Below are 21,007 nucleotides of genomic sequence, written 5' to 3' on the forward strand. Positions count from 1 at the left end.
GTGCAGCGCCACCGCCGTCTTGCCGGTGCCGGGGCCTTCGCCGTCGCGGGGGTGGGTGGTGCGTACCGGCCCCCGCCGTAACGTTCAGCCGCCCGTCACCGGGCGGGCCGAGGTGCTGGTGGTGCGGGCCACCCGGTCCGAGTGCGGCGGCCTGCGGCTGCCGGCCGGCGTGCTCGGGGTGCGCTCGGAACGTCCCGGGTGCGCTCCCGGTGAGCGGTGCGCGGCGGACCGGGGCGGACGCGCCGGCGCGACCGTCTCGCGTGCCGTGACCTCGCCGTCCGCGGCCGGCGGCTGCGCGACCATGACCGGCGTGCCGACCGGCGAACCGGCGGATCCGGCGGCCGGGGCGGGGGCGAGCGCGCCGCGGCGGCCGCGCCAGGACTCGCGCGCGGCGAGGATCCAGACCTCGGCGCGGGCGATCAGCGGCTCGAACCACGGCAGCGCCAGCAGGATCAGCAGCCCCGCGGCCCAGCCGAGCAGGACGTCGCTCAGCCAGTGCGTACCGAGATAGACGGTGGTCAGGCCGACGCCGAGCGCGATCACCGCGGACAGCGCCGACAGCCAGCGCCTGGCCCGCGGGGTCGAGGCCAGATAGGCCAGGATGCCCCAGGTCACCACGGCGTTCGCGGTGTGCCCCGAAGGAAATATGTCGCCGCCCAGGCCCATCTCGTTCGAGCCGATGGTGATCGCGTAGTGCGGTCCGAGGCGCCCCATGCCGATCTTGGCGGCACCGACCGTGAGGTTCAGCAGCAGCAGCGAGGTGCCCAGCGTGAGCAGCGGACGCAGGGTGTGCTGCCGCCAGGAACGCCAGCCCAGCCAGGCGCAGACCATGACCGCGGTGGGGCCGCGCTGGCCGAGGACCACGAAGTAGTCGAGGAACGCGTGAATCTCCGGCCATTGCTGATAAGGCCGGAAGAACATGACCTGCCAGTCGAGCCGGACCAGCCACGACGTGATCGCCACGGCCCACACGATGGCCAGGTAGAAGGCCAGGGTGGCGGCGAGCAGCACGATCCGGTGCCTGCTCATATGCGGCACATGGATGTTGGCCGGTCGTTCCGGCTCACGGTCCAGCCGGGCGAAGACCCGGTCCAGACGGGTGAGATCTCGTTCGGTACGCACCCAATCGACGTTACAGCGAGTGAGCTCTGTTCCCGCCCCAATCACCGGCTTTGTGATGACGATGTGATGTGGGATTGCTCTCAGGCGACGCTTTATTTCTTTGGATTGCATATTCGCCGCCGGGTCGCGCCTTCAATTCCATTGATCATTCTCCGCCGGTGTTTCGTGGCCATTATAAATTCGTTCACCGAACCGTGCCTCCCCATTTCCCGGGTGCTCACCGGGGCGGCCGCCAACGATCTTGAAAAGCCGGTCGCGGGACCGGTCACGTGCGCCCCCGCCGAGGCCGTGCGCGGCCGACGAGTGGCGTAGACCACACCGCCGGCGGGGAGAACGTGAGAGGTCCGCCACTCGTCGGCCGCAAGGACTCGCGTACTCTGTCGGCTCACTCGCCTTTCGATGCGTGGGCCCGGGACACCGCTCCTCCCCGGGCCGTGCCGCAGGGAGTCCCCACCCGCGGATCCGCCGAACGCGAGGGAACATCTGGGAGGTACGTACATGTCCGGGACGACCACGGCCGCCGCACGTCGCCGTCGGGAGGCCGGGGCCGGTGCCAACCGCTGGGTCGTCCTCGTGGTGCTGTGCGTCAGCCTGCTCCTCGTCGCCCTCGACGCCACCGTGCTCCACGTCGCGGTGCCCGCCGTCACCGAGGACTTGCGGCCCGGCGGCATAGAACTGCTCTGGATCGTCGACATCTACCCGCTGGTCTGCGCCGCGCTGCTCATCCTCTTCGGCACCCTCGGCGACCGGGTCGGCCGCAGACGGATCCTGCTGCTCGGCTACGCCCTCTTCGGCGTCGCCTCCGCGATCGCGGCCTTCGCCGGCAACGCGCAGACCCTCATCGGGGCGCGCGCCCTGCTGGGCGTCGGCGGCGCGATGATCATGCCCGCGACGCTGTCGATCCTGCGCCAGGTCTTCCCCGACCGGCGCGAGCGGGCCCTCGCGATCGGCATCTGGAGCGCCGTCGCCGCCGTCGGGGCCGCCGTCGGACCACTGCTCGGCGGGTTCCTGCTCGAACACTTCTGGTGGGGCTCGGTCTTCCTGGTCAACATCCCGCTGATGCTGGTCAGCCTGCCCGTCGGGCGCTGGCTGCTGCCGGAGTCGACCGGTGACCGCGACGGTCCCTGGGACGTCGTCGGCGCCCTCATGGCGGCCGCCGGGCTCTTCGCGCTGGTTTTCGCGGTGAAGCGGCTCGGCGGCGGCGAGACACCGCTCGGCCCGGTCACCCTGCTGCCGCTGCTGGCGGGCGCCGGACTGCTGGCCGGCTTCGTGCGGCGGCAGCGGCGCCGGGCGCACCCGCTCGTCGACCTCGGGATGTTCGCCAGACCGGCGTTCAGCACCTCGGTGGGCTGCATCGTCCTCGCCATGCTCGCGCTGGTCGGCCTGGAACTGATCGCCGCCCAGTACCTCCAGCTCGTCCTCGAGCTCTCGCCGTTGCAGACCGGGCTGCGCCTGCTGCCGCTGACCGTCGCCGCGATGGCGGCGGGGCTCGCCGGGGCGCGGATGCTGCGCCGCTTCGGCCCGCGCACCATGGTCTGCTTCGGCTTCTGCCTCACCGCCGCCGCGGTGGTCATGCTCACCGCGATGGGCGCGGCGGACAACACCTCTCTGCTGCTCCTCGGCTTCGTCCTGCTCGGCTTCGGCCTGGAGACCACCCTCTTCGGCGCCTACGAGTCCATGCTCAGCGAGGCGCCGCCCGCGCAGGCCGGCGGCGCCGCCGCGATCGGCGAGACTTCCTACCAGCTCGGCGCCGGGATCGGCATCGCCCTGCTCGGCAGCGTGATGAACGCGGCGTACGCGCCCGGACTGTCCTCGGTGCCGGGCGTCCCGGGCGCCGACTCCGCCGCCGCGGGGCACTCCCTGGGCGAGGCGTACGAGGTCGCCGCGCAGCTCGGCGGCGACGCCGGGGTGGCGCTGCGGCACGCCGCGCGGGACTCCTTCGTGCACGGACTGCATGTGACGCTGCTGGTCAGCGCGGGGCTGCTGCTGCTCGGCGCGGTGCTGGCGCTGCGGCTGCCGCGGGCCATGGAGTGCGACGCGGCCGCGGAGTCCCGGGCGGAGGTGCCCGCGCCGCGCGAGGCGCCGGCCGTCCCGGTGCGCGAGTCGGAGTCGGTGGGCTGAGCCCGGCCGCTGCCTGGACTTGCGGGACACTGCGTCGTAACGTCGGCCCGACATCGTGACTAGCACTGCTAGTTTTCACCTTCCGTCCCGGAGGCTGCCCGTGTCCCCGTCCGTGAAGCTGCCGCCCCTCGACCCCGCCGACCCGCTGGGCATCGACGACCTCCTGGACGCCGAGGACCTGGCGATCCGCGACACCGTGCGGACCTGGGCGGCCGACCGGGTGCTGCCGCACGTCGCGGAGTGGTACGAGAAGGGCGAACTGCCCGGCATCCGGGAACTGGCCCGGGAACTCGGCGGGATCGGCGCACTCGGCATGTCGCTGGAGGGCTACGGGTGCGCGGGCGCCAGCGCCGTGCAGTACGGGCTCGCCTGTATGGAACTGGAGGCCGCCGACTCCGGGATCCGCTCGCTGGTCTCCGTACAGGGCTCGCTCGCCATGTACGCGATCCACCGCTTCGGGTCCGAGGAGCAGAAGCAGCGCTGGCTGCCGTCGATGGCCGCCGGTGAGGTCATCGGCTGTTTCGGGCTGACCGAGCCCGACCACGGCTCCGACCCGGCCTCCATGCGCACCCACGCCAAGCGCGACGGCACCGACTGGGTGCTCAGCGGCCGCAAGATGTGGATCACCAACGGATCGGTGGCCGGTGTCGCCGTCGTCTGGGCGCAGACCGACGACGGCATCCGCGGGTTCGCCGTCCCCACCGACGCCCCCGGGTTCTCGGCGCCGGAGATCAAGCACAAGTGGTCACTGCGGGCGTCCGTCACCAGCGAACTGGTCCTGGACGACGTACGGCTGCCCGCCGACGCGGTGCTGCCCGGCGTCACCGGGCTCAAGGGACCGCTGAGCTGCCTGTCGCACGCCCGCTACGGCATCGTGTGGGGCGCGATGGGCGCGGCGCGCGCCAGCTTCGAGGCGGCGGTGGCGTACGCGAAGACGCGCGAGCAGTTCGGGCGGCCCATCGGCGGCTTCCAGCTCACCCAGGCCAAACTCGCCGACATGGCGGTCGAACTGCACAAGGGGATTCTGCTCGCCCACCATCTGGGGCGGCGCATGGACGCCGGACGGCTGCGCCCGGAACAGGTCAGCTTCGGCAAGCTGAACAACGTACGGGAGGCGATCGAGATCTGCCGGACCGCGCGGACCATCCTCGGCGCCAACGGCATTTCGCTGGAGTACCCGGTGATGCGGCACGCCACGAACCTGGAGTCGGTGCTCACCTACGAGGGCACCGTCGAGATGCACCAGCTCGTGCTGGGCAAGGCGCTCACCGGACTTGACGCCTTCCGCTGACCACGGTCCCCGCGGCCGTGCACCGGAAGGCGGGCCGGTGAGCGGCCCTGCCTCAGCTCTGGTTGAAGAAACCGTCGGTCCGCCGGCCGGCCTCGCCGCTGACGATCTCGGTGTGGGCCGGGGTCAGCAGGAAGACCCGGTTGGCGACCCGCTCGATCGTGCCGCGCAGGCCGAAGGTCAGGCCGGCCGCGAAGTCCACCACGCGCTTGGCGTCGGCGGGCTCCATGGCCGTGAGGTTCATGATGACCGGGATGCCGTCCCGGAAGAGCTCGCCGATGCCGCGGGCGTCCCGGAAGCTGTCCGGGGTGACCGTGCCGATCCGGCGGCCCTTCTCCTCCGCGGTGTCGGAGGCGACCTTCACCCGCGGGTCGGTGACCCAGGCATCGCCGCCGGACTCCTGTCCCTCGGCGTAGTCGTCGTCGTAGTAACGCTCGTCATCGTTGTTGTCGTCGACGAGGCCAAGCCAGGCACTCGCCTTGCGCACCGATCCCATGGACGCCTCCTCTCACAGCGGTCTTTCTTGCTTTCCGCATCCCCATGGTCGTCCATGATGCGGATGTCGCGCCAAGTGGATAGACGCCGCGCGGGGGTTTCGTGACGGTACTGGTGCACAGCGCATCCGTCGAGAGCCCGCGTTTCCCAAGGGCCGTGCGATAAACGGCTAGTGACTAGGAGTGAAATATGATTCATCGCGGCGTACGGGTGACGGGCGGTGCGTACGGGTGAACGAAGGGGTCGATACGATGCCGCGATCGCACGTTGTACGAGGCACGGGGGAGTGTCGTGTTCGGAATCGTCCGGCCCTGCCGTCACCGTCTGAGTGAGGGTCTGAAGGCGCAGTGGATGGCGCACTTGTGCGGGCTGTGCCTCGCACTGCGCGGAGATCACGGGCAGTTCGCCCGGATTGTCACCAACTATGACGGCCTTCTGGTCTCGGTCCTGACGGAGGCTCAGGCCGAGCGGACCACGGGAGGGCGGCGGACCGCGGGTCCCTGTCCGCTGCGCGGCATGCGCACCGCCTCCGTCGCCAAGGGCGAGGGCGCCCGGCTCGCGGCGGCCGTCTCGCTCGTCCTCGCCTCCGCGAAAGTCCGCGACCATGTCACCGACGGTGACGGCCTCTTGGCCCGCAGACCGGTCGCGCTCGCGGCGCGCCGGGTGGCGGCGAGCTGGGACCGGGCCGGGGCGCGCACCGGTACGGCGATCGGCTTCGACACCGCCGTCCTCGTCGACGCCGTGGAGCGGCAGGCCGGTCTCGAAGCGCTCGCCGGGCCCGGCACCCCGCTGCTCGCGGTCACCGAGCCGACCGAGACCGCGACCGCCGCGGCCTTCGCGCACACCGCCGTCCTCGCCGGGCGGCCCGGCAACGCGGAACCGCTCGCCGAGGCCGGCCGGCTCTTCGGCCGGCTCGCGCACCTGCTGGACGCCGTGGAGGACCGGGAGGCCGACGCGGCGTCAGGCGCCTGGAACCCGCTGGCCGCGACCGGCACCCCGCTCACCGAGGCCCGCCGGCTCGCCGACGACGCGCTGCACGGCATCCGGCTCGCGCTGCGCGAGGTCGAGTTCACCGACGGCAGGCTCGCGCACCTGCTGCTCGCACACGAGCTGAGCCGGTCGGTGGACCGCGCCTTCGGCACCGAGAGCTGCGGGCACACGGCGCACCACCCGGCCGGGGCCGAGGGGGCGTTCGGACCGCCGCCCGGTCCCGGCGGTCCGGGCGGTCCGGGCGGTCCGTACGGGGCTCCCGGCACGCGCGATCCGTACACCGGGGGCAATCCGTACACGGGAGGCACTCCGTACACCGGGGGCGGTGGTTTCGGGCCGCCGCCGGGGCCGCCCGGGTCCGGCAAGCGGGGGCTGCTGGCGGGCTGCGCGGTGGCCATCGGGCTCTGCTGCACCTGCAAGGTGTGCTGCGCCGACGAGTACGAGGGCCCCTGGTCGGGGCAGAAGCGCGAGGGCTGGTGCAGCAACTGCGACTGCGACTGCTGCGACTGCTGTGAGGCCTGCTCGTGCTGCGAGTGCTGTGAGTGCTGCGCCTGCGACTGCTGACCGGGGCGCGCCGGGCGCCGACGGAACGCGTCGCGCACCCGGCGCCCGCACAATGCCTCGCGCGCCCGGCGCCCACCGGTCGCTCCACTTGCTCCGCACGCCCGGCGCTCACCAGGCGCGCGGAACAAGGGGCGGGCGCGTGAGGCATTCGCCGGGCGCGGCCGCGGTGGGCCGCGCCACGTCCACACGTACGGGATGCCGCGAACCGCCGCGGCCGGGGTCCGGCTAGTCCTTGATCTCCGGGGGCGAGATCTGCGACTTCTCGATGCCCGAGCCGGTCGTGCCCCACTTGTCGAGGATCTTTTTGTAGGTGCCGTCGGCGATCAGCCTGTCGACGGCGGCCTGGAAGGCGGGCGCCAGCTTCGTGCCCTTCTTGAAGGCGAAGCCGACGTCGAGACGGTGGTACTCGTTGAGGAACTTCAGGCCCTCCTGGTGGGCCACCGCGTACCGCAGACCGTTGATCGTGCTCATCACGACATCGCTGCGCCCCTGCTGGAGCGAGGACCAGATGGCGCCCTGCTCGTTGTAGGTCCGCACCTCGTACGCCTTCTTCCCCGCGTCCGTGCAGAGCTTCTTGTTCTCCTCCAGCGTCGCCTCGAACGTGGTGCCCGCCCCGGTGGCCACATTGAGCCCGCAGAGCTGCTTCAGGTCGGTGACCTTGGTCAGCTCGCTGTCCTCGCGGGCGGCGAAGCCCTGGCCGTCGTTGATGTACGTGACGAAGTCGATGGTCCTGCGGCGCTCGTCGGTCACCCCGAAGTTGCCCACCCCGACGTCGTACTTGCCGCTGTCGAGGGCGGGCAGGATCGCCTCGAAGCTCGCGGACTGCCGGTCGAGCGTGATGCCGAGCGTCTTCGCGACCGCCTCGGCGAAGTCGATGTCCTGGCCCGCCAGGGTCTTGCCGTCGTCGAGGTACGCGGTGCCCGGGGGCTGGCCCGACACGGTGAACGCGAGGGTGACCTTCTTGACACCGGCCGGCAGCAGCGCCGCCGCCTCGGAATCCTTCTTGAGGGACGACACCACGTCCGTCGTCGGGATCCCGTCACCGCCCGCCGCCCGGGCGGCGTCCGTTCCGGCGCCCGCGCCTCCCGCGTCGCCGGAGCCGCACGCCGTCAGCAGCAGCGCCGCGGCGGTCACCAGGGCGTAGGGAACGAAGAGGCGGCGACGGCGAGGGGGGCGCGGGAACGCGCTGGACGTACTCATGGCGTACGGAACTCCTGGCGGAAGACGGCACAAGACGGCACAAGACGGCACAAGACGGCAGAAAGCGACGGAAGCAGGCAGGCGGGAGCGCGCCGACGGCAGGCGAGGGCGCGCCGTGCGGCGGACCGGCGTGCGAAGAGAACGCGGCAGAACGGGTGGGGGCCGCGCGAGGGGAGCGCGGAGAACGCGTGTGAAGGCGTGGGCGGACGGCGCTCGGGCGCCGGAGAAGCAGCGTGGGCACTCGTGGCCGGAACCGGGGTCCGGGGGTGCGGGAGGTCAGCTCAACAGGAGGAGGACCACACTCGACCGAAGTCGATGTGGGAGCGCGTGACCAGCCACTGCTGCGGATGCATGGGCACAAGTGCAACAGGCATCCGTTTCCCCGTCAACTGCCCTGAGACGTACGGCTCACAGTGTGGACAGCCTTGACAGCGGTCGGAAACGGCCCCGTACTCTCGGGCGGACGGCCGTGCTGAGGGGCTCGGCCGTGGACCCGCCCGCGCGGCGGTCCGCCCGGCCCTGTGTGAAGGCGCCATCCGTGCTCGACCCGATGCATCACGGAGCCTTCACATGTCCTCCGACACCCTCGCCAAGGTGTCCGCACCGCGAGATGCGGCACCCCCGCGCATCGTCCCCCGCCGTCGCCCCGGCCAGTGGACGGCCGCCGTCGCCGTCCTCGTCCTGCTGGCGCTCGCCGTCGACTCGGTCGTCCGCAACGAGGCGTTCCAATGGAACGTCGTCGGCGACTACTTCACCTCGGCCGCCGTGCTGCGCGGTCTCTGGCTCACCCTCTGGCTGACCGCGCTCGTGACGGCGCTCGGCTTCGCCCTCGGCACCCTGCTCGCCGCCGCCCGGCTCTCCTCGAACCCCGTGCTGCGCGCGGTGAGCTGGGGCTACGTCTGGCTGTTCCGGTCGATGCCGATCCTGGTGCAGTTGCTGTTCTGGTTCAACATCGGAGCGCTGTACCCGACGCTCCTCGGCGTGAAGACGGTGAACCTGCTCGGCCCGGTCACCGTCGCGATCATCGGCCTCACCCTGCACGAGGCCGCGTACGCCGCCGAGGTGGTCCGCGGCGGCATCCTCTCCGTCGACCGCGGGCAGATCGAGGCCGCGCAGGCGCTCGGCCTGAGCCGGTGGCGGCGCTGGTGGCGGATCGTGCTGCCGCAGGCCATGCGCTCCATCGTGCCCCCGGCCGGCAACATGCTCATCGGCACCCTCAAGGGCACCTCCATCGTCAGCGTGATCGCCGTACAGGACCTGCTCTACTCGGTGCAGCTCGTCTACCACCGCACCTACCAGGTCATCCCGCTGCTGATGGTGGCCACCCTCTGGTACGTCGTCGTCACCTCGGTGCTCAGCGTCGGCCAGTACTACGTCGAGAAGCACTACGCGCGCGGGGCGGAGCGCGGCCGGTGACCGGGACGCCGGCGGGCCCGCGCCCGTCCCTGGTCATCGTCGGCGCCGGGCCGCGGGGGACCGGTCTGCTGGAGCGGATCGCCGCCAACGCACCCGAGCTCTACGCGCGCGAGGGCCTCGACATCCACCTCGTGGACCCTTATCCGCCGGGCGGCGGGCGCATCTGGCGCGAGGAGCAGTCGCCGCTGCTGTGGATGAACTCCGAGGCGCGGGACGTCACCATGTTCACCGACGAGACGGTCGCCATGGAGGGGCCCGTCACCGGGGGACCCACCCTGCACGAATGGGCGAGACTCGACGCACGGCACTTCCCGGACCGGCGGCGGCAGGGCGCGTACCTGCGCTGGGTGTACGAGCGGACGGTGGCCGCGCTGCCGCCGGGGATCACCGTCCGCCACCACCCCCGGCGGGCGGTGCGGGTGAGCGGCCCGCGTGAAGGCCGCCAGCAGGTGTGGCTGGCGGGCCGGCCCCGGCCGCTCCTCGCCGACCTGGTGGTCCTGACGCTCGGTCACCTCGACGCGGAACTCGACGACGAACAGCGCGCGCTCGCCGCGTACGCGGCCCGGCACGGGCTGGTGCACCTGCCCCCGGACTTCACCGCCGACAGCGACCTGTCCGCGCTCGCGCCCGGCGAGCCGGTCCTCGTCCGCGGCTTCGGGCTCGCCTTCGTCGACCTGATGGTGCTGCTCACGCAGGGCCGCGGCGGCCGCCACGAGAACGGTGTCTACGTGCCCTCGGGGCGCGAGCCCGTCCTGTACGTCGGCTCCCGGCGCGGCGTTCCGTACCACTCCAAGATCGGCTACGAGCTGACCGGCGACCGTCCGCCGCTGCCCCGCTTCCTCGGCCCGGCCCAGATCGACGCACTGCGCGCGCGGGCGGGCGGGTTCGACTTCCGGCGCGACGTGTGGCCGCTGGTCGAGAAGGAACTCGGCTTCGCCCACTACCACCGGCTGTTCACGGCCCACCCCGAGCGCACCCGGGTCCCCTGGGCGGACTTCGAGGAGAGGTACGCGGCGGCGGCACCCGGCGACGGCGCCGAGGTCCAGGCGCTGGTCGCGTCCGCCGTGCCCGACCCCGCCGACCGGCTCGACCTCGCCGCGCTCGACCGCCCCCTGGACGGGGTGCGGTACGGCTCGTACGCGGATCTCCAGGACGGACTGCGCGGCTACGTACAGAGGGACCTGGACGCGCGCTACGACCCGGCGCGCAGCGCCGACTGGGGGGTCTTCTTCGGGCTGCTCTCCGTCTACGGGCAACTGGTCCGGCTCGGCGACGTCGGCCCGTGGTGGCACGGCTTCTTCAGCTGTCTGGCGTCCGGGCCGCCCGGCCCCCGGCTGCGCCAGCTGCTCGCCCTGTCCCGCGCCGGGATTCTCAACTTCGTCGGCGCGGACATGACCGTCACCGCCGAGGACGGCGTCTTCCGGGCCGGCAGCGCCACCGTCCCCGGAGCGCGCGTCGAGGCCCGCGCGCTCGTCGAGGCGCGGCTGCCGCACCCCACGGTCGAGCGCGCCCGCGATCCGCTGCTGCGCGAACTGCACGCCGACGGCGCCGCGACCACGCCGGAGGGGCTGCTCGCCGTCGACCCCGCCGACGGCCGCGTCCTGGACCGCTCCGGCACCCCGCATCCCCGGCGCTTCGCGCTCGGCCCGCACACCGACGCCCGGGGCTCCGGCGCGTTCACCCGGCCGCGCACCGGCGGTCCCGCGTTCCGGCAGAACGACGCGACGGCCCGCGCCGCGCTCGCGTTCCTGCGCGCGCTGTCCTGTCGCGCCGCCGCCTGACGCCCGCCACCTCCGCAGCCCTGCGCGCGCCGCAGCCCTGCGCGCGCCGCAGCCCTGTGCGCGCCGCGGCCCGCCGCGCCCCGCATCCCTTCGCGCCCCCGAGGACGCCATGTCGCTGACCAGTGATCCACCCGTCGCCGAGACGGCCGCCGAGCCGGACGACCTCGGCACCCTCAAGATCGTGCCCGTCCGCCACCCCTGGCGCTGGGCCGCCGTCGTCGTGACCGCGGTGCTGCTCGCGCAGTTCGCGCACGGCCTCGCCACCAACCCCGGCTGGGAATGGGAGGTGTTCGCCGAGTTCTTCACGGCGGACGTCGTCCTCAAGGCCGTGTGGACCACCCTCCAGCTGACCGTCTACGGCACGGCCCTCGGCTTCGCCCTGGGCATCGCGCTCGCGTTCATGCGGCTGTCGGCCAGCCCGTTCCTGAAGGCCGTGGCCTTCGCGTACATCTGGGCCTTCCGCTCCATCCCGCTGATCGTGCAGCTCCTGTTCTGGTTCAACCTCGCCTACCTCTACAAGGAGCTGCGGTTCGGCATCCCGTTCGGGCCCGGCTTCTACTCCTTCGACACCATGGGCCTGGTCGGGGCGATGAGCGCGGCCGTGCTCGGCCTCGCGCTGCACCAGGCCGCCTACGCCGCCGAGATCGTCCGCGGCGGAGTCCTGGCCGTCGACCAGGGGCAGCTGGAGGCGGCCGCCGCCCTCGGCATCCCGAAGCTCCGGCAGATCAGGCGGATCGTCCTCCCGCAGGCGATGCGCTCGATCCTGCCCAACGCCGCCAACGAGGTCATCTCCCTGTTCAAGGGCACCTCGATCGTCTCCGTGATGGCCATCGGCGAGCTCTTCTACCAGGTCCAGGTGATCTACGGCCGCAACGGCCGGGTGGTCCCGCTCCTGATGGTCGCCACCGCCTGGTACATGCTCCTGACCACGGCGCTCTCCGTCCTCCAGCACTACACAGAACGACACTTCGCGAAGGGAACCGCCCGATGAGCGCGCCCACGGACACCGGCACGGACACGGATGCGGCCACCGCCATGGTCGAGATCAGGTCCGTCCACAAGAGCTTCGGCTCCCTCGAGGTGCTCAAGGGCGTCGATCTGCGGGTGCGGCCCGGCGAGGTCACCGTCGTCATCGGCCCCTCCGGGTCCGGCAAGTCCACGCTGCTGCGCACCATCAACCACCTGGAGAAGGCGGACCAGGGCTGGATCAGCGTCGACGGCTCGCTCGTCGGCTACCGGCGCTCCGGCGACAAGCTGTACGAGCTGCGCGAACGCGAGATCCTCAAGCAGCGCACCCGGATCGGCTTCGTCTTCCAGAACTTCCACCTCTTCCCGCACCTGACCGTGGTGGAGAACATCACCGAGGCCCCGGTCTCGGCGCTGAAACGCCCCCGCAAGGACGCCGAGGACAACGCGCTGGCCCTGCTCGACCGGGTCGGGCTCGTCGACAAGGCGGACGCCTACCCCCGTCAGCTCTCGGGCGGCCAGCAGCAGCGCGTCGCCATCGCCCGCGCCCTCGCCCTGGAGCCGAAGCTGCTGCTCTTCGACGAGCCGACCTCCGCGCTCGACCCCGAACTGGTCGGCGAGGTGCTCGACGTCATCAAGGACCTGGCCCACCAGGGCACCACGATGATCGTCGTCACCCACGAGATCGGCTTCGCCCGTGAGGTCGCCGGCACCGTGGTCTTCATGGACGACGGCCGCATCGTCGAACAGGGCGCTCCCGGCGACGTACTCGACCGGCCGCACCACGAACGGACCCGCGCGTTCCTGTCCAAGGTGCTGTGAACCGGATCGGCCGGCCGATCCGATGAACAAGTGACCGCCCCGTACCGCTCCACCGACCCTCATCAGGAGTCACGCGCATGATCTCCCGACGTCTCTTCACCGCGTCCGTCGCGGCGTTCGCCGCCGCGCCCCTGCTCAGCGCCTGCGGCGGTGACAGCGACGCGGCCACCGGCACATCCGGCACCGACAAGGTCGGCGGCATCAACATCGGCCCCGACCAGAACCGCATCCGCGGCGAGAAGGACGACAAGGCCGCCGCGCTCGTGCCCGCGGCCGTCCGCGAGAGAGGCACGCTGCGGCTCGGGCTGAGCGCGGACGCCTCGCCGCCGCTCGGCTTCTTCGCCACCGACGACAAGACCCGCATCGGCTCCGAACTCGACCTGGCCGTCCTCGTCGCCGACACCCTCGGCCTGAAAGTGCGCCAGGAGGACGTCTCCTGGGAGAACCTGTTCGTCGGGCTCGACAGCGGCAAGTTCGACGCCGTCTTCTCCAACGTGACCGTCACGGAGGAGCGCAAGGAGAAGTACGACTTCGCGACCTACCGGCTCGACAACATCGCGTTCGAGGCGGAGAAGGGCACCTCCTGGAAGGTCGACGAGCCCGCGGACGTGGCGGGCAAGACCATCGCCGTCGCCTCCGGCACCAATCAGGAGAAGATCCTCCTCGACTGGAGCGAGCGGAACCGCGAGGCGGGCCGGAAGCCGGTCATCGTCAAGTACTTCCAGAAGGACACCGACTACTACCTGGCGCTCCAGTCGGGCCGTATCGACGCCTACCTCGGACCCAGCCCGTCCGTCTCGTACCACGTGGCGTCGGCCGGGCAGTCCCGGGTGGCCGGCACCCTCTCGGGCGCCGGTGACGGACTCCAGGGCCTGATCGCCGCCACCACCAAGAAGGACAGCGGGCTGGTCGACGCCTACGCGGCGGCCATCGACCACGTCATCGCGGACGGCTCCTACGCGCGCGTGCTGAAGCGCTGGGGGCTGACGGGCGAGGCCGTGGAGAAGTCGGAGATCAACCCGCCGGGGCTGCCCAGGACCAAGTCGTAGCCCGCCCATGCAGTCATCCGCAGAAGTCCCGGAAGTCCCCACAGAGAAGGTTCTCCCATGACCGCACGGAACGGCCGGGGGCTGCTGCACCTGGCCGCCGCCCTCGACGAGCGGACGGCGTACGGCGCCGCGTCCCCGGTGGACCCGGTGGCACGGGCCCGGCTCGCCGAGCGAGGAGCCCTCGACTTCGTGACGCTGGGCGACACCTTCGCCCGGCCCGGTTTCGACGCGCTTGCCGTCCTGTCCCGGGCCGCGCCCGCCACCGGCCGGATCGGCCTGGTGCCGACGGTGACGACCACGCACACCGCGCCCTTCCACGTCCAGGCGGCCGTGGCGACCCTGGACTGGGTCAGCCGCGGCCGGGCCGGCTGGCAGCTCGACGTGTCGGCCACCGAGGGCGAGGCCCGGCTCTTCGGCCGCCGCCACGCGGCGTCCGCCGAGGACCTGTGGCGGGAGGCGGGCGAGGTGGCCGACGCCGCCGCCCGACTCTGGGACAGCGGCGAGGAGATCCGGGGCACCGGCCGTTCCGGGGGCGCAGGCGGGGGCAGGGGCGGTGACGCCGGACGTGTCGTCGTGGACGGGTCCCGCGCGGAAGACAGCGGTCGTCCTGACGAGGGTGTCGGGCATGCCGTCGGTGGCCGGGAGGTGGCGTGGGGTGCCGGCTTCGCGCCCGGTGCCGTGTCGGTGCGGGGGCCCTCGGCGGTGCGGGGGCCCTCGGCGGTGCCGCGGCCGCCGCAGGGCCACCCCATACGGGTCGTCGACGCCACCGGCCGGCACGCCAGGCGGACCGCGGCCCGCTGCGCGGACGTGGCCCTGGTCCAGGTCGCCGACCCCGGTCAGGCCCGCGCCGTCCGCGCCGAACTGCGGGACGCGGCGGCCGGGTCCGGCCGTGACCCCGACGGTCTGCGCGTACTGGTCTCCCTCAGCGTCGACCTCGGGGACGGCGAGTACGCGGCCGAGCGGGGCCACGGCGGGGGCGGACCCCGGCGGACCGCGCAGGGCCCGCTGTACCGGGGCGGCCCGGTCGATCTCGCCGAGCTGGTCGCCGCCTGGCACGAGGCCGACGCCGCCGACGGCTTCCACTTCGTGCCCGCCGAACCCCACCGCGACCTGGAACGGCTGGTCAACGGCACGGTCGCGCTGCTCCAGCACCGCGGCCTGTTCCGCACCTTCTACCCGGGCAGCACCCTGCGGGAGCACCTGGGCCTGGCCCGCCCCGCCAGGCGGTACGCCCTGGCCGGGGAGGCGTCATGACCGTACGGGAACAGGTGCACCTCGCGGTTCGGCTGCCCGGCACGGAGCCCGCCGCCGGAACCGGGCCGCGGGCCGGAACCGGACCACGGGTTGGGGCGGGGCCACAGGCGGGGGCGGGTATCGACTTCGCCGCGTACGAACGGCTCGCGCGCACCGCCGAGTGCGGCCTGTTCGACTTCCTGCTGCTCGCCGAGGAGGCCAGGCCCGGCGGGTATCCGGAACCCGGTCACGAGGCGGACGCCGGCAGCGGTGACGAGGAACGCCCCGCCGGGCGGCCCGAGCCGCTGACCGTCCTGAACGCCCTCGCCACCGTCACCGAGCGGCTCGGGCTCGCCGCCGCGGCCGACACCGGCTGCCACGAGCCGTACGGACTGGCCCGCGAGCTGGCCACGCTGGACCATCTCAGCGCCGGCCGCGCCGCCTGGCACGTGATCGCCCCGGCCGGGGACCGGACCGGCCGAGAGGACATCCCGGGCGCCCGGTCCGCCGAGTTCGTGGCCGCGGCGCGGGCGCTGTGGGACTCCTGGACCCCGGACGGCGTGCCCCGCCCGTTCGCCCACCGGGGGCGGTACTTCGACATCGCGGGGGAGTTCACCGTGCCGCGCTGTCCGCAGGGGCGGCCCGTCGTGCTGCGGACCGGGGACTCGCCGGAGGGCCGGGAGTCCGCGGCGGCCGTCGCCGATGTCGTACTCACCCGGCACGGCGCGCCGGAGTGCGGCCGGGAGCTGCGCGCCGGTCTCGCCGAGCGCCTGCGGACGCACGGGCGCGCGCCCGGGGACGTGCTGGTCATGCCCGACGCCGTCTGCGTGCTCGGCGAGACGGCCGCCGAGGCGCGCGAGCGGGCCGCGGAGATCCGCCGCGGGCAGGTCTCGCCGCGGCAGGCGATCCGCGCGCTCGAACGGGTCTGGGGCACCGACCTGTCCTCGTACGACCCGGACGGTCCGCTGCCGGACATCGATCCGGTACCGGACATCGGTCCGCTGCCGGACGGCGGGCGCGTGCCGGGGACACGACCGGGCGACCCCCTCGCCGTCGCCGGGGCCTGGCGGGACCTGGCCCGGCAGAAGGGGCTGTCCGTGCGGGAGACCGTGATCGAGGCGACCGGCCGGCACTTCTTCACCGGCACCCCCGAGACCGTCGCCGCCGCGATCGAGGAGTCCGTGCGGGCCGGCGCGGCCGACGGCTTCGTCCTCGTTCCGCACCCGGACCCGGGCGGCCTGGCCGAGTTCGTGGACCGGGTCGTGCCGCTGCTCCAGGAGCGGGGCGCGTTCCGCACCGCGTACACGGGCCCGACACTGCGTTCCCACCTCGGACTGTCCGACCTGGTATGGAATGGTTGATCACTTATGGAATGGTTGATCACATGACTACGGACTTGACGGCGGACGCGGCCCAGGACTTCGCGCGCTGGCGGGAGCGCCGCACCGAGACGGTGTCCGCGCCCTACGGCCCGCTCTCGCTCACCGGTACGCACTGGCTCGAGGACTATCCGGAGGGGCGACTTCCGGACATCCCGGGGCACTGGGCCGCCACGGCGGACGCGGTCGTGCTGACCGCCGGGGAGAGCGACGGACTCACGCTCGACGGCGAGCCGTTCAGCGGCGGGATCCGGCTGGCCGCGGACCCGGAGCCGGCCGCCGCCCGGGTCGCGCTCGGCGAGCGGCGGTTCGTCGTCCTGGTCCGCGAGGACGTCTGGGGCGTACGCGACTTCGACCCGGCCGCTCCCGCACGGCGGGCGTTCCGCGGCATCGACGCCACACCGTACGACGAACGCTGGTCGGTGCCCGGGCACTTCACGCCGTACGGCGAGAGCCGCACGGTGCGCGTCGAGAACGCGGACGGGCGGGCCCGCGGCCTCGGGCTCGGCGGCGTCCTCGCCTTCACGCTGGACGGGGAGGACCTCACCCTCCAGGTGTCGGTGCAGGGCGACGGCTCGCTCTGGGCCGTGTTCGCCGACGCCACCAGCGGGGACAGCAGTTACCGCTTCCGGTTCCTGCGGCCCGCGGCGCCCGACGCGGAGGGGGCCACGACGGTGGACTTCAACCGGTCGGCGCTGCCGCCGTGCGCCTTCGCCGACCACTTCATCTGCCCCTTCCCGCCCCCTGGCAACACGCTGCGTGTGGCGGTCGAGGCGGGTGAGCGCAAGCTGCTCTGATCCTTCCGGCGGGGAAGAGGCCATCCGGAGGCTGGAGATCAACTCTGCTGGGGCAAGGGCAAGTTGAAAGCTGCACGGCCGAAAGGCGCCCTTGCGCCGCTCGGTCGTACGGCCGAATACTCCCCCTCAGCGCTTGTCAGGGGCACGGCTTGTCCGGAATCCGGACGAGCGGGGCTTCCGGCTGCGCCTCACGGGCCCCGACCCCACGCGGGCCCCCGACTTCCCTTCGGAGGAACGAAACGTGAGGATCAAGCGCACCACCCCCCGTAGCGGTGTCACGAGACGGACCCGGCTGACCGCCGTCGCCACCGGACTCATGGCCGCGGCCGCGTTCGCCGTCCCCCAGGCGACCGCAGCGGATGTGCACACCTTCAGCACCACCCAGCTGAACAAGGTGAACGACTCGGTACTCAAGTCCGACATAGCGGGCACCGCCTGGGCGGTCGACGCGAAGACCAACCGGGTGGTCGTCACCGTCGACGAGACGGTCTCTGCCGCCGAGATCGCGCAGATCAAGAGCGACGCGGGCGGCAATGCCGACGCGATCACGATCAAGCACACGGCGGGCAAGTTCAACAAGCTGATCACCGGCGGCGACGCCATCTACGGCGGCGGCTACCGCTGCTCGCTCGGCTTCAACGTGCACAGCGGGAGCACGTACTACTTCCTGACCGCCGGTCACTGCGGTGAGGTCGCTTCCACCTGGTACTCCAACTCCGGGCAGTCCACCACGCTCGGCACGAACGTCAGCTACAGCTTCCCGACCAACGACTTCGCCCTGGTGAGGTACACCAACACCTCGGTCGCCCACCCGAGCACGGTCGGCAGCCAGACCATCAGCAGCGCGGCCACCCCGAGCGTGGGCACGACGGTCTACCGTCGCGGCTCCACCACGGGTACCCACAGCGGCCGGGTCACGGCCCTGAACGCCACGGTCAACTACGGCAGCGGCGACGTCGTGTACGGCATGATCCAGACCACGGTCTGCGCCGAGGGCGGCGACAGCGGCGGCCCCCTGTACTCCGGCAGCGTGGCCTACGGCCTGACCTCCGGCGGCAGCGGCAACTGCACCTCCGGCGGTACGACCTTCTTCCAGCCGGTCACCGAGGCGCTGAGCTACTACGGCGTGAGCGTCGGCTGACGTTCCTCTTTCGCAGCAGCCGGCAGCAGGCGAGCCCCCGCACGCGACAGCCGTGCGGGGGCTCGCCCTCGTCCGGGGTGGGAGTTACCTTCGAAGCACATGCCCGATACGCCCACTTCGGACCCTGGGGGGCCGTGATGGTCGAGGAGTTGGTGGCGGCGGGGGTAGCCGTCGCGTCCGTGGCAACGGTGTACGTGGTGGCGGCGGCGCGCGTCGTCAAACAGTACGAACGGGGCGTGGTGCTGCGGCTCGGCCGGCTCAGGTCCGAGGTCCGCGGGCCGGGGTTCACCATGATCGTGCCCTTCGTGGACCGGCTGGCCAAGGTGAACATGCAGATCGTCACGTTGCCGGTGCCCGCGCAGGACGGCATCACCCGGGACAACGTGACGGTCCGGGTGGACGCCGTCATCTACTTCAAGGTGGTCGACCCCGCCGACGCGGTCGTCAAGGTCGAGGACTACCGCTTCGCGGTCTCGCAGATGGCGCAGACGTCGCTGCGGTCGATCATCGGCAAGAGCGAACTGGACGACCTCCTCTCCAATCGCGAGAAGCTCAACCAGGGCCTGGAGCTGATGATCGACAGCCCGGCCGTCGGCTGGGGCGTGCAGATCGACCGGGTCGAGATCAAGGACGTGTCGCTGCCCGAGACCATGAAGCGTTCCATGGCGCGGCAGGCCGAGGCCGACCGCGAGCGGCGGGCCCGGGTCATCAACGCGGACGCGGAGCTCCAGGCGTCCAAGAAGCTGGCGGAGGCCGCCGGGGTGATGTCCGAGCAGCCCGCGGCGCTCCAGTTGCGGCTGCTCCAGACGGTGGTGGCGGTCGCGGCCGAGAAGAACTCCACGCTCGTCCTGCCCTTCCCGGTGGAGCTGCTGCGGTTCCTGGAGCGGGCGCAGCAGGTGGGACCCGCCCAGCGGACGGAGGAGTTCGTCCGGCTGCTGGAGGAGAGCGGGCGGAGCCCTGAGGACGTCGTCCGGCTGGTGCGGGAGGCCGTGCGGAGGCAGGGGGAGGGCGCGGAGGCGCCGGGGGAGCGGGAGTCCGGGCGGCCGGAGCGGCCGGAGGAGCGGTCGGAACGGCCGGAGAAGCCCCCGGAGATCGACGCGGCCGGCGCCGGCCACGTCGACGGAGGTGGGGGTTCCGTCGGCGGAAGCGAGGGCTCCGTCGACCGGGTCGCCGAGGTGCGGAAGCCGATGGAATCGGACACCGCAAGGGCGAGAACAAGACAGGTCTAGACCTCACTGGCTGCGCAGGGATCACTCGCACCGAGTGTTTGCACAGGGAATTCACATGGTGTGACCACGCACGGTCAAGGCGTAGGGGGCGCGCGCCCTTTGTCGTACGCGCGTCCTGAAGTCGACCTTGTGTGCCCCCCGTCGGCCTAGGAATAGTGGGCGCCGCACCGTTGGCATGGACGCGGCTTTTTATGGTCAGCCGGGTCCGTGCCTGTACGCCTTCCGGTCGCGGGGGTCCCCACAACCTCCTCGGCCGACCCCCCACAGGAGGACGTGAGTTGCAGCACCGACGCATACCCAAGCGACGCGCCGCCCTGACAGGTGCGGGCATCGCCGCACTGGTCGCCGCGGGAGTCACCTTCCAGACTGCGAACGCGAGCGAGACTCCCACGGCTCCGGCCCCGCGGACGCTCTCGATCACGGCGGCCGGAAAGCTCGCCTCGGATCTCGGCAAGGATCTGGGTGCCGGCAGCGCGGGCACGTACTACGACGCGAAGTCCGAGCACCTCGTGGTCAACGTGCTCGACGAGGCCGCCGCGCAGACCGTCCGGGCGGCCGGCGCCAAGGCCAGAATCGTCGAGAACTCGCTCGCCGATCTGAAGAGCGCCCGGACGACGCTCGCACAGGACGCGACCATCCCCGGCACCTCGTGGGCCACCGACCCGCAGACCAACAAGGTCGTCGTCACCGCCGACCGTACGGTCTCGAAGGCCCAGCTGGCCAAGTTGACGAAGGTCGTCGACGGCCTCGGCGGTACGGCGGAACTACAGCGTACGAAGGGTGAGTTCAAGCCCTTCATCGCGGGCGGCGACGCCATCTCCGGCGGCGGCGGGCGCTGCTCCCTCGGCTTCAACGTGGTCAAGGACGGCGAGCCGTACTTCATCACCGCCGGGCACTGCACCGAGGCCATCTCGACCTGGTCGGACTCCAGCGGGCAGCAGATCGGCACCAACGAGCTGTCCAGCTTCCCGGACAACGACTACGGCCTGGTGAAGTACACCGCGGACGTGGACCACCCGAGCGAGGTGGACCTCTACGACGGGTCCGCGCAGACGATCACCAAGGCGGGCGACGCGACCGTCGGCATGGAGGTGACCCGCAGCGGTTCGACGACCCAGGTCCACGACGGCACGGTCACCGGCCTGGACGCCACCGTGAACTACGGCAACGGCGACATCGTCAACGGCCTCATCCAGACCGACGTCTGCGCCGAGCCCGGCGACAGCGGCGGCTCGCTCTTCTCGGGCGACACCGCGATCGGCCTCACCTCCGGCGGCAGCGGCGACTGCACCTCCGGTGGGGAGACGTTCTTCCAGCCGGTGACGGAGGCGCTGTCGGCCACGGGTGCCGAGATCGGCTGACGGCCGCACCGGTTTTCCCGGCGGAGCCCGGCCTCCCGCGCACGCGGGAGGCC

The 21,007-nt window shown here is 72.3% G+C and carries 17 protein-coding genes; 14 read left to right on the forward strand and 3 right to left on the reverse strand.

Going from position 1 to position 21,007, the window contains the following annotated elements:
- Positions 1–84 precede the first annotated feature (84 nt).
- Positions 85–1,122 carry a phosphatase PAP2 family protein gene (locus ACFV6E_RS41025; RefSeq protein ID WP_385165853.1) on the reverse strand — a complete coding sequence of 346 codons (1,038 nt, stop codon included), beginning with the start codon at positions 1,120–1,122 and terminating at the stop codon, positions 85–87.
- 498 nt (positions 1,123–1,620) lie between these two features.
- Here ACFV6E_RS41025 and ACFV6E_RS41030 point away from each other — a divergent pair, with 498 nt between their 5' ends.
- Complete coding sequence (locus tag ACFV6E_RS41030) at positions 1,621–3,243, forward strand: MFS transporter (protein WP_385165854.1); 1,623 nt, start codon at positions 1,621–1,623, stop codon at positions 3,241–3,243.
- Between the two features lie 100 nt (positions 3,244–3,343).
- On the forward strand, positions 3,344–4,534 hold the full coding sequence (locus ACFV6E_RS41035; RefSeq protein WP_385165856.1) for an acyl-CoA dehydrogenase family protein: 1,191 nt from the start codon (positions 3,344–3,346) through the stop codon (positions 4,532–4,534).
- A 52-nt stretch (positions 4,535–4,586) separates the two neighbouring features.
- Here the strand turns inward: ACFV6E_RS41035 and ACFV6E_RS41040 are convergent, their stop codons facing one another.
- On the reverse strand, positions 4,587–5,027 hold the full coding sequence (locus ACFV6E_RS41040; RefSeq protein ID WP_385165858.1) for a cell division protein SepF: 441 nt from the start codon (positions 5,025–5,027) through the stop codon (positions 4,587–4,589).
- Between the two features lie 290 nt (positions 5,028–5,317).
- Here ACFV6E_RS41040 and ACFV6E_RS41045 point away from each other — a divergent pair, with 290 nt between their 5' ends.
- Positions 5,318–6,580: a DUF5685 family protein gene (locus tag ACFV6E_RS41045; RefSeq protein ID WP_385165860.1), complete on the forward strand. Its 1,263-nt coding sequence runs from the start codon at positions 5,318–5,320 to the stop codon at positions 6,578–6,580.
- 225 nt (positions 6,581–6,805) lie between these two features.
- On the opposite strand, the gene ACFV6E_RS41050 is transcribed toward ACFV6E_RS41045, so the two are convergent.
- Positions 6,806–7,780, reverse strand: coding sequence for an ABC transporter substrate-binding protein (locus tag ACFV6E_RS41050; RefSeq protein WP_385165862.1), 975 nt, complete (start codon positions 7,778–7,780; stop codon positions 6,806–6,808).
- Between the two features lie 570 nt (positions 7,781–8,350).
- Here ACFV6E_RS41050 and ACFV6E_RS41055 point away from each other — a divergent pair.
- From ACFV6E_RS41055 to ACFV6E_RS41105, 11 genes are all read left to right on the forward strand, one after another.
- Positions 8,351–9,196 carry an amino acid ABC transporter permease gene (locus tag ACFV6E_RS41055; protein ID WP_385165864.1) on the forward strand — a complete coding sequence of 282 codons (846 nt, stop codon included), beginning with the start codon at positions 8,351–8,353 and terminating at the stop codon, positions 9,194–9,196.
- Positions 9,193–10,977, forward strand: a complete 1,785-nt coding sequence (locus tag ACFV6E_RS41060) for an FAD/NAD(P)-binding protein (protein WP_385165866.1) — start codon at positions 9,193–9,195, stop codon at positions 10,975–10,977. Before ACFV6E_RS41055 ends, ACFV6E_RS41060 begins: the two co-directional genes overlap by 4 nt.
- 109 nt (positions 10,978–11,086) lie before the next feature.
- Positions 11,087–11,968: an amino acid ABC transporter permease gene (locus tag ACFV6E_RS41065; protein ID WP_385165868.1), complete on the forward strand. Its 882-nt coding sequence runs from the start codon at positions 11,087–11,089 to the stop codon at positions 11,966–11,968.
- A complete protein-coding gene (locus ACFV6E_RS41070; protein WP_385165870.1) occupies positions 11,965–12,765 on the forward strand; it encodes an amino acid ABC transporter ATP-binding protein in 801 nt (266 codons plus the stop codon). The genes ACFV6E_RS41065 and ACFV6E_RS41070 overlap by 4 nt, the downstream gene beginning before the upstream one ends.
- 77 nt (positions 12,766–12,842) lie before the next feature.
- Positions 12,843–13,814, forward strand: a complete 972-nt coding sequence (locus ACFV6E_RS41075; RefSeq protein ID WP_385165872.1) for an ABC transporter substrate-binding protein — start codon at positions 12,843–12,845, stop codon at positions 13,812–13,814.
- 57 nt (positions 13,815–13,871) lie between these two features.
- Positions 13,872–15,068, forward strand: a complete 1,197-nt coding sequence (locus tag ACFV6E_RS41080; protein WP_385468790.1) for an LLM class flavin-dependent oxidoreductase — start codon at positions 13,872–13,874, stop codon at positions 15,066–15,068.
- The gene (locus ACFV6E_RS41085; protein WP_385468793.1) at positions 15,065–16,408 is read left to right on the forward strand and encodes an NtaA/DmoA family FMN-dependent monooxygenase; all 1,344 of its coding nucleotides are present in this window, start codon (positions 15,065–15,067) and stop codon (positions 16,406–16,408) included. The genes ACFV6E_RS41080 and ACFV6E_RS41085 overlap by 4 nt, the downstream gene beginning before the upstream one ends.
- A gap of 23 nt (positions 16,409–16,431) precedes the next feature.
- Entirely contained in the window at positions 16,432–17,223 is a 792-nt protein-coding gene (locus ACFV6E_RS41090; protein ID WP_385165878.1) for a DUF1684 domain-containing protein, read from the forward strand.
- A gap of 241 nt (positions 17,224–17,464) precedes the next feature.
- Entirely contained in the window at positions 17,465–18,364 is a 900-nt protein-coding gene (locus tag ACFV6E_RS41095) for a S1 family peptidase (RefSeq protein WP_385165880.1), read from the forward strand.
- 137 nt (positions 18,365–18,501) lie between these two features.
- The gene (locus ACFV6E_RS41100; RefSeq protein WP_385165882.1) at positions 18,502–19,593 is read left to right on the forward strand and encodes a slipin family protein; all 1,092 of its coding nucleotides are present in this window, start codon (positions 18,502–18,504) and stop codon (positions 19,591–19,593) included.
- Positions 19,594–19,871: 278 nt separating this feature from the next.
- Positions 19,872–20,954, forward strand: coding sequence for a S1 family peptidase (locus ACFV6E_RS41105; RefSeq protein WP_385468796.1), 1,083 nt, complete (start codon positions 19,872–19,874; stop codon positions 20,952–20,954).
- Positions 20,955–21,007 lie beyond the last annotated feature (53 nt).

The sequence above is a fragment of the Streptomyces sp. NPDC059785 genome (genome assembly GCF_042732375.1).
GTDB lineage: Bacteria > Actinomycetota > Actinomycetes > Streptomycetales > Streptomycetaceae > Streptomyces.

Bases quoted from the DNA above. Each gene is read 5' to 3' on its own strand.
- ACFV6E_RS41030 (WP_385165854.1), top strand. From the start codon at position 1,621: ATGTCCGGGACGACCACGGCCGCCGCACGTCGCCGTCGGGAGGCCGGG.
- ACFV6E_RS41040 (WP_385165858.1), bottom strand. From the start codon at position 5,027: ATGGGATCGGTGCGCAAGGCGAGTGCCTGGCTTGGCCTCGTCGACGAC.
- ACFV6E_RS41050 (WP_385165862.1), bottom strand. From the start codon at position 7,780: ATGAGTACGTCCAGCGCGTTCCCGCGCCCCCCTCGCCGTCGCCGCCTC.
- ACFV6E_RS41055 (WP_385165864.1), top strand. From the start codon at position 8,351: ATGTCCTCCGACACCCTCGCCAAGGTGTCCGCACCGCGAGATGCGGCA.
- ACFV6E_RS41065 (WP_385165868.1), top strand. From the start codon at position 11,087: ATGTCGCTGACCAGTGATCCACCCGTCGCCGAGACGGCCGCCGAGCCG.
- ACFV6E_RS41070 (WP_385165870.1), top strand. From the start codon at position 11,965: ATGAGCGCGCCCACGGACACCGGCACGGACACGGATGCGGCCACCGCC.
- ACFV6E_RS41075 (WP_385165872.1), top strand. From the start codon at position 12,843: ATGATCTCCCGACGTCTCTTCACCGCGTCCGTCGCGGCGTTCGCCGCC.
- ACFV6E_RS41080 (WP_385468790.1), top strand. From the start codon at position 13,872: ATGACCGCACGGAACGGCCGGGGGCTGCTGCACCTGGCCGCCGCCCTC.
- ACFV6E_RS41085 (WP_385468793.1), top strand. From the start codon at position 15,065: ATGACCGTACGGGAACAGGTGCACCTCGCGGTTCGGCTGCCCGGCACG.
- ACFV6E_RS41090 (WP_385165878.1), top strand. From the start codon at position 16,432: ATGACTACGGACTTGACGGCGGACGCGGCCCAGGACTTCGCGCGCTGG.
- ACFV6E_RS41100 (WP_385165882.1), top strand. From the start codon at position 18,502: ATGGTCGAGGAGTTGGTGGCGGCGGGGGTAGCCGTCGCGTCCGTGGCA.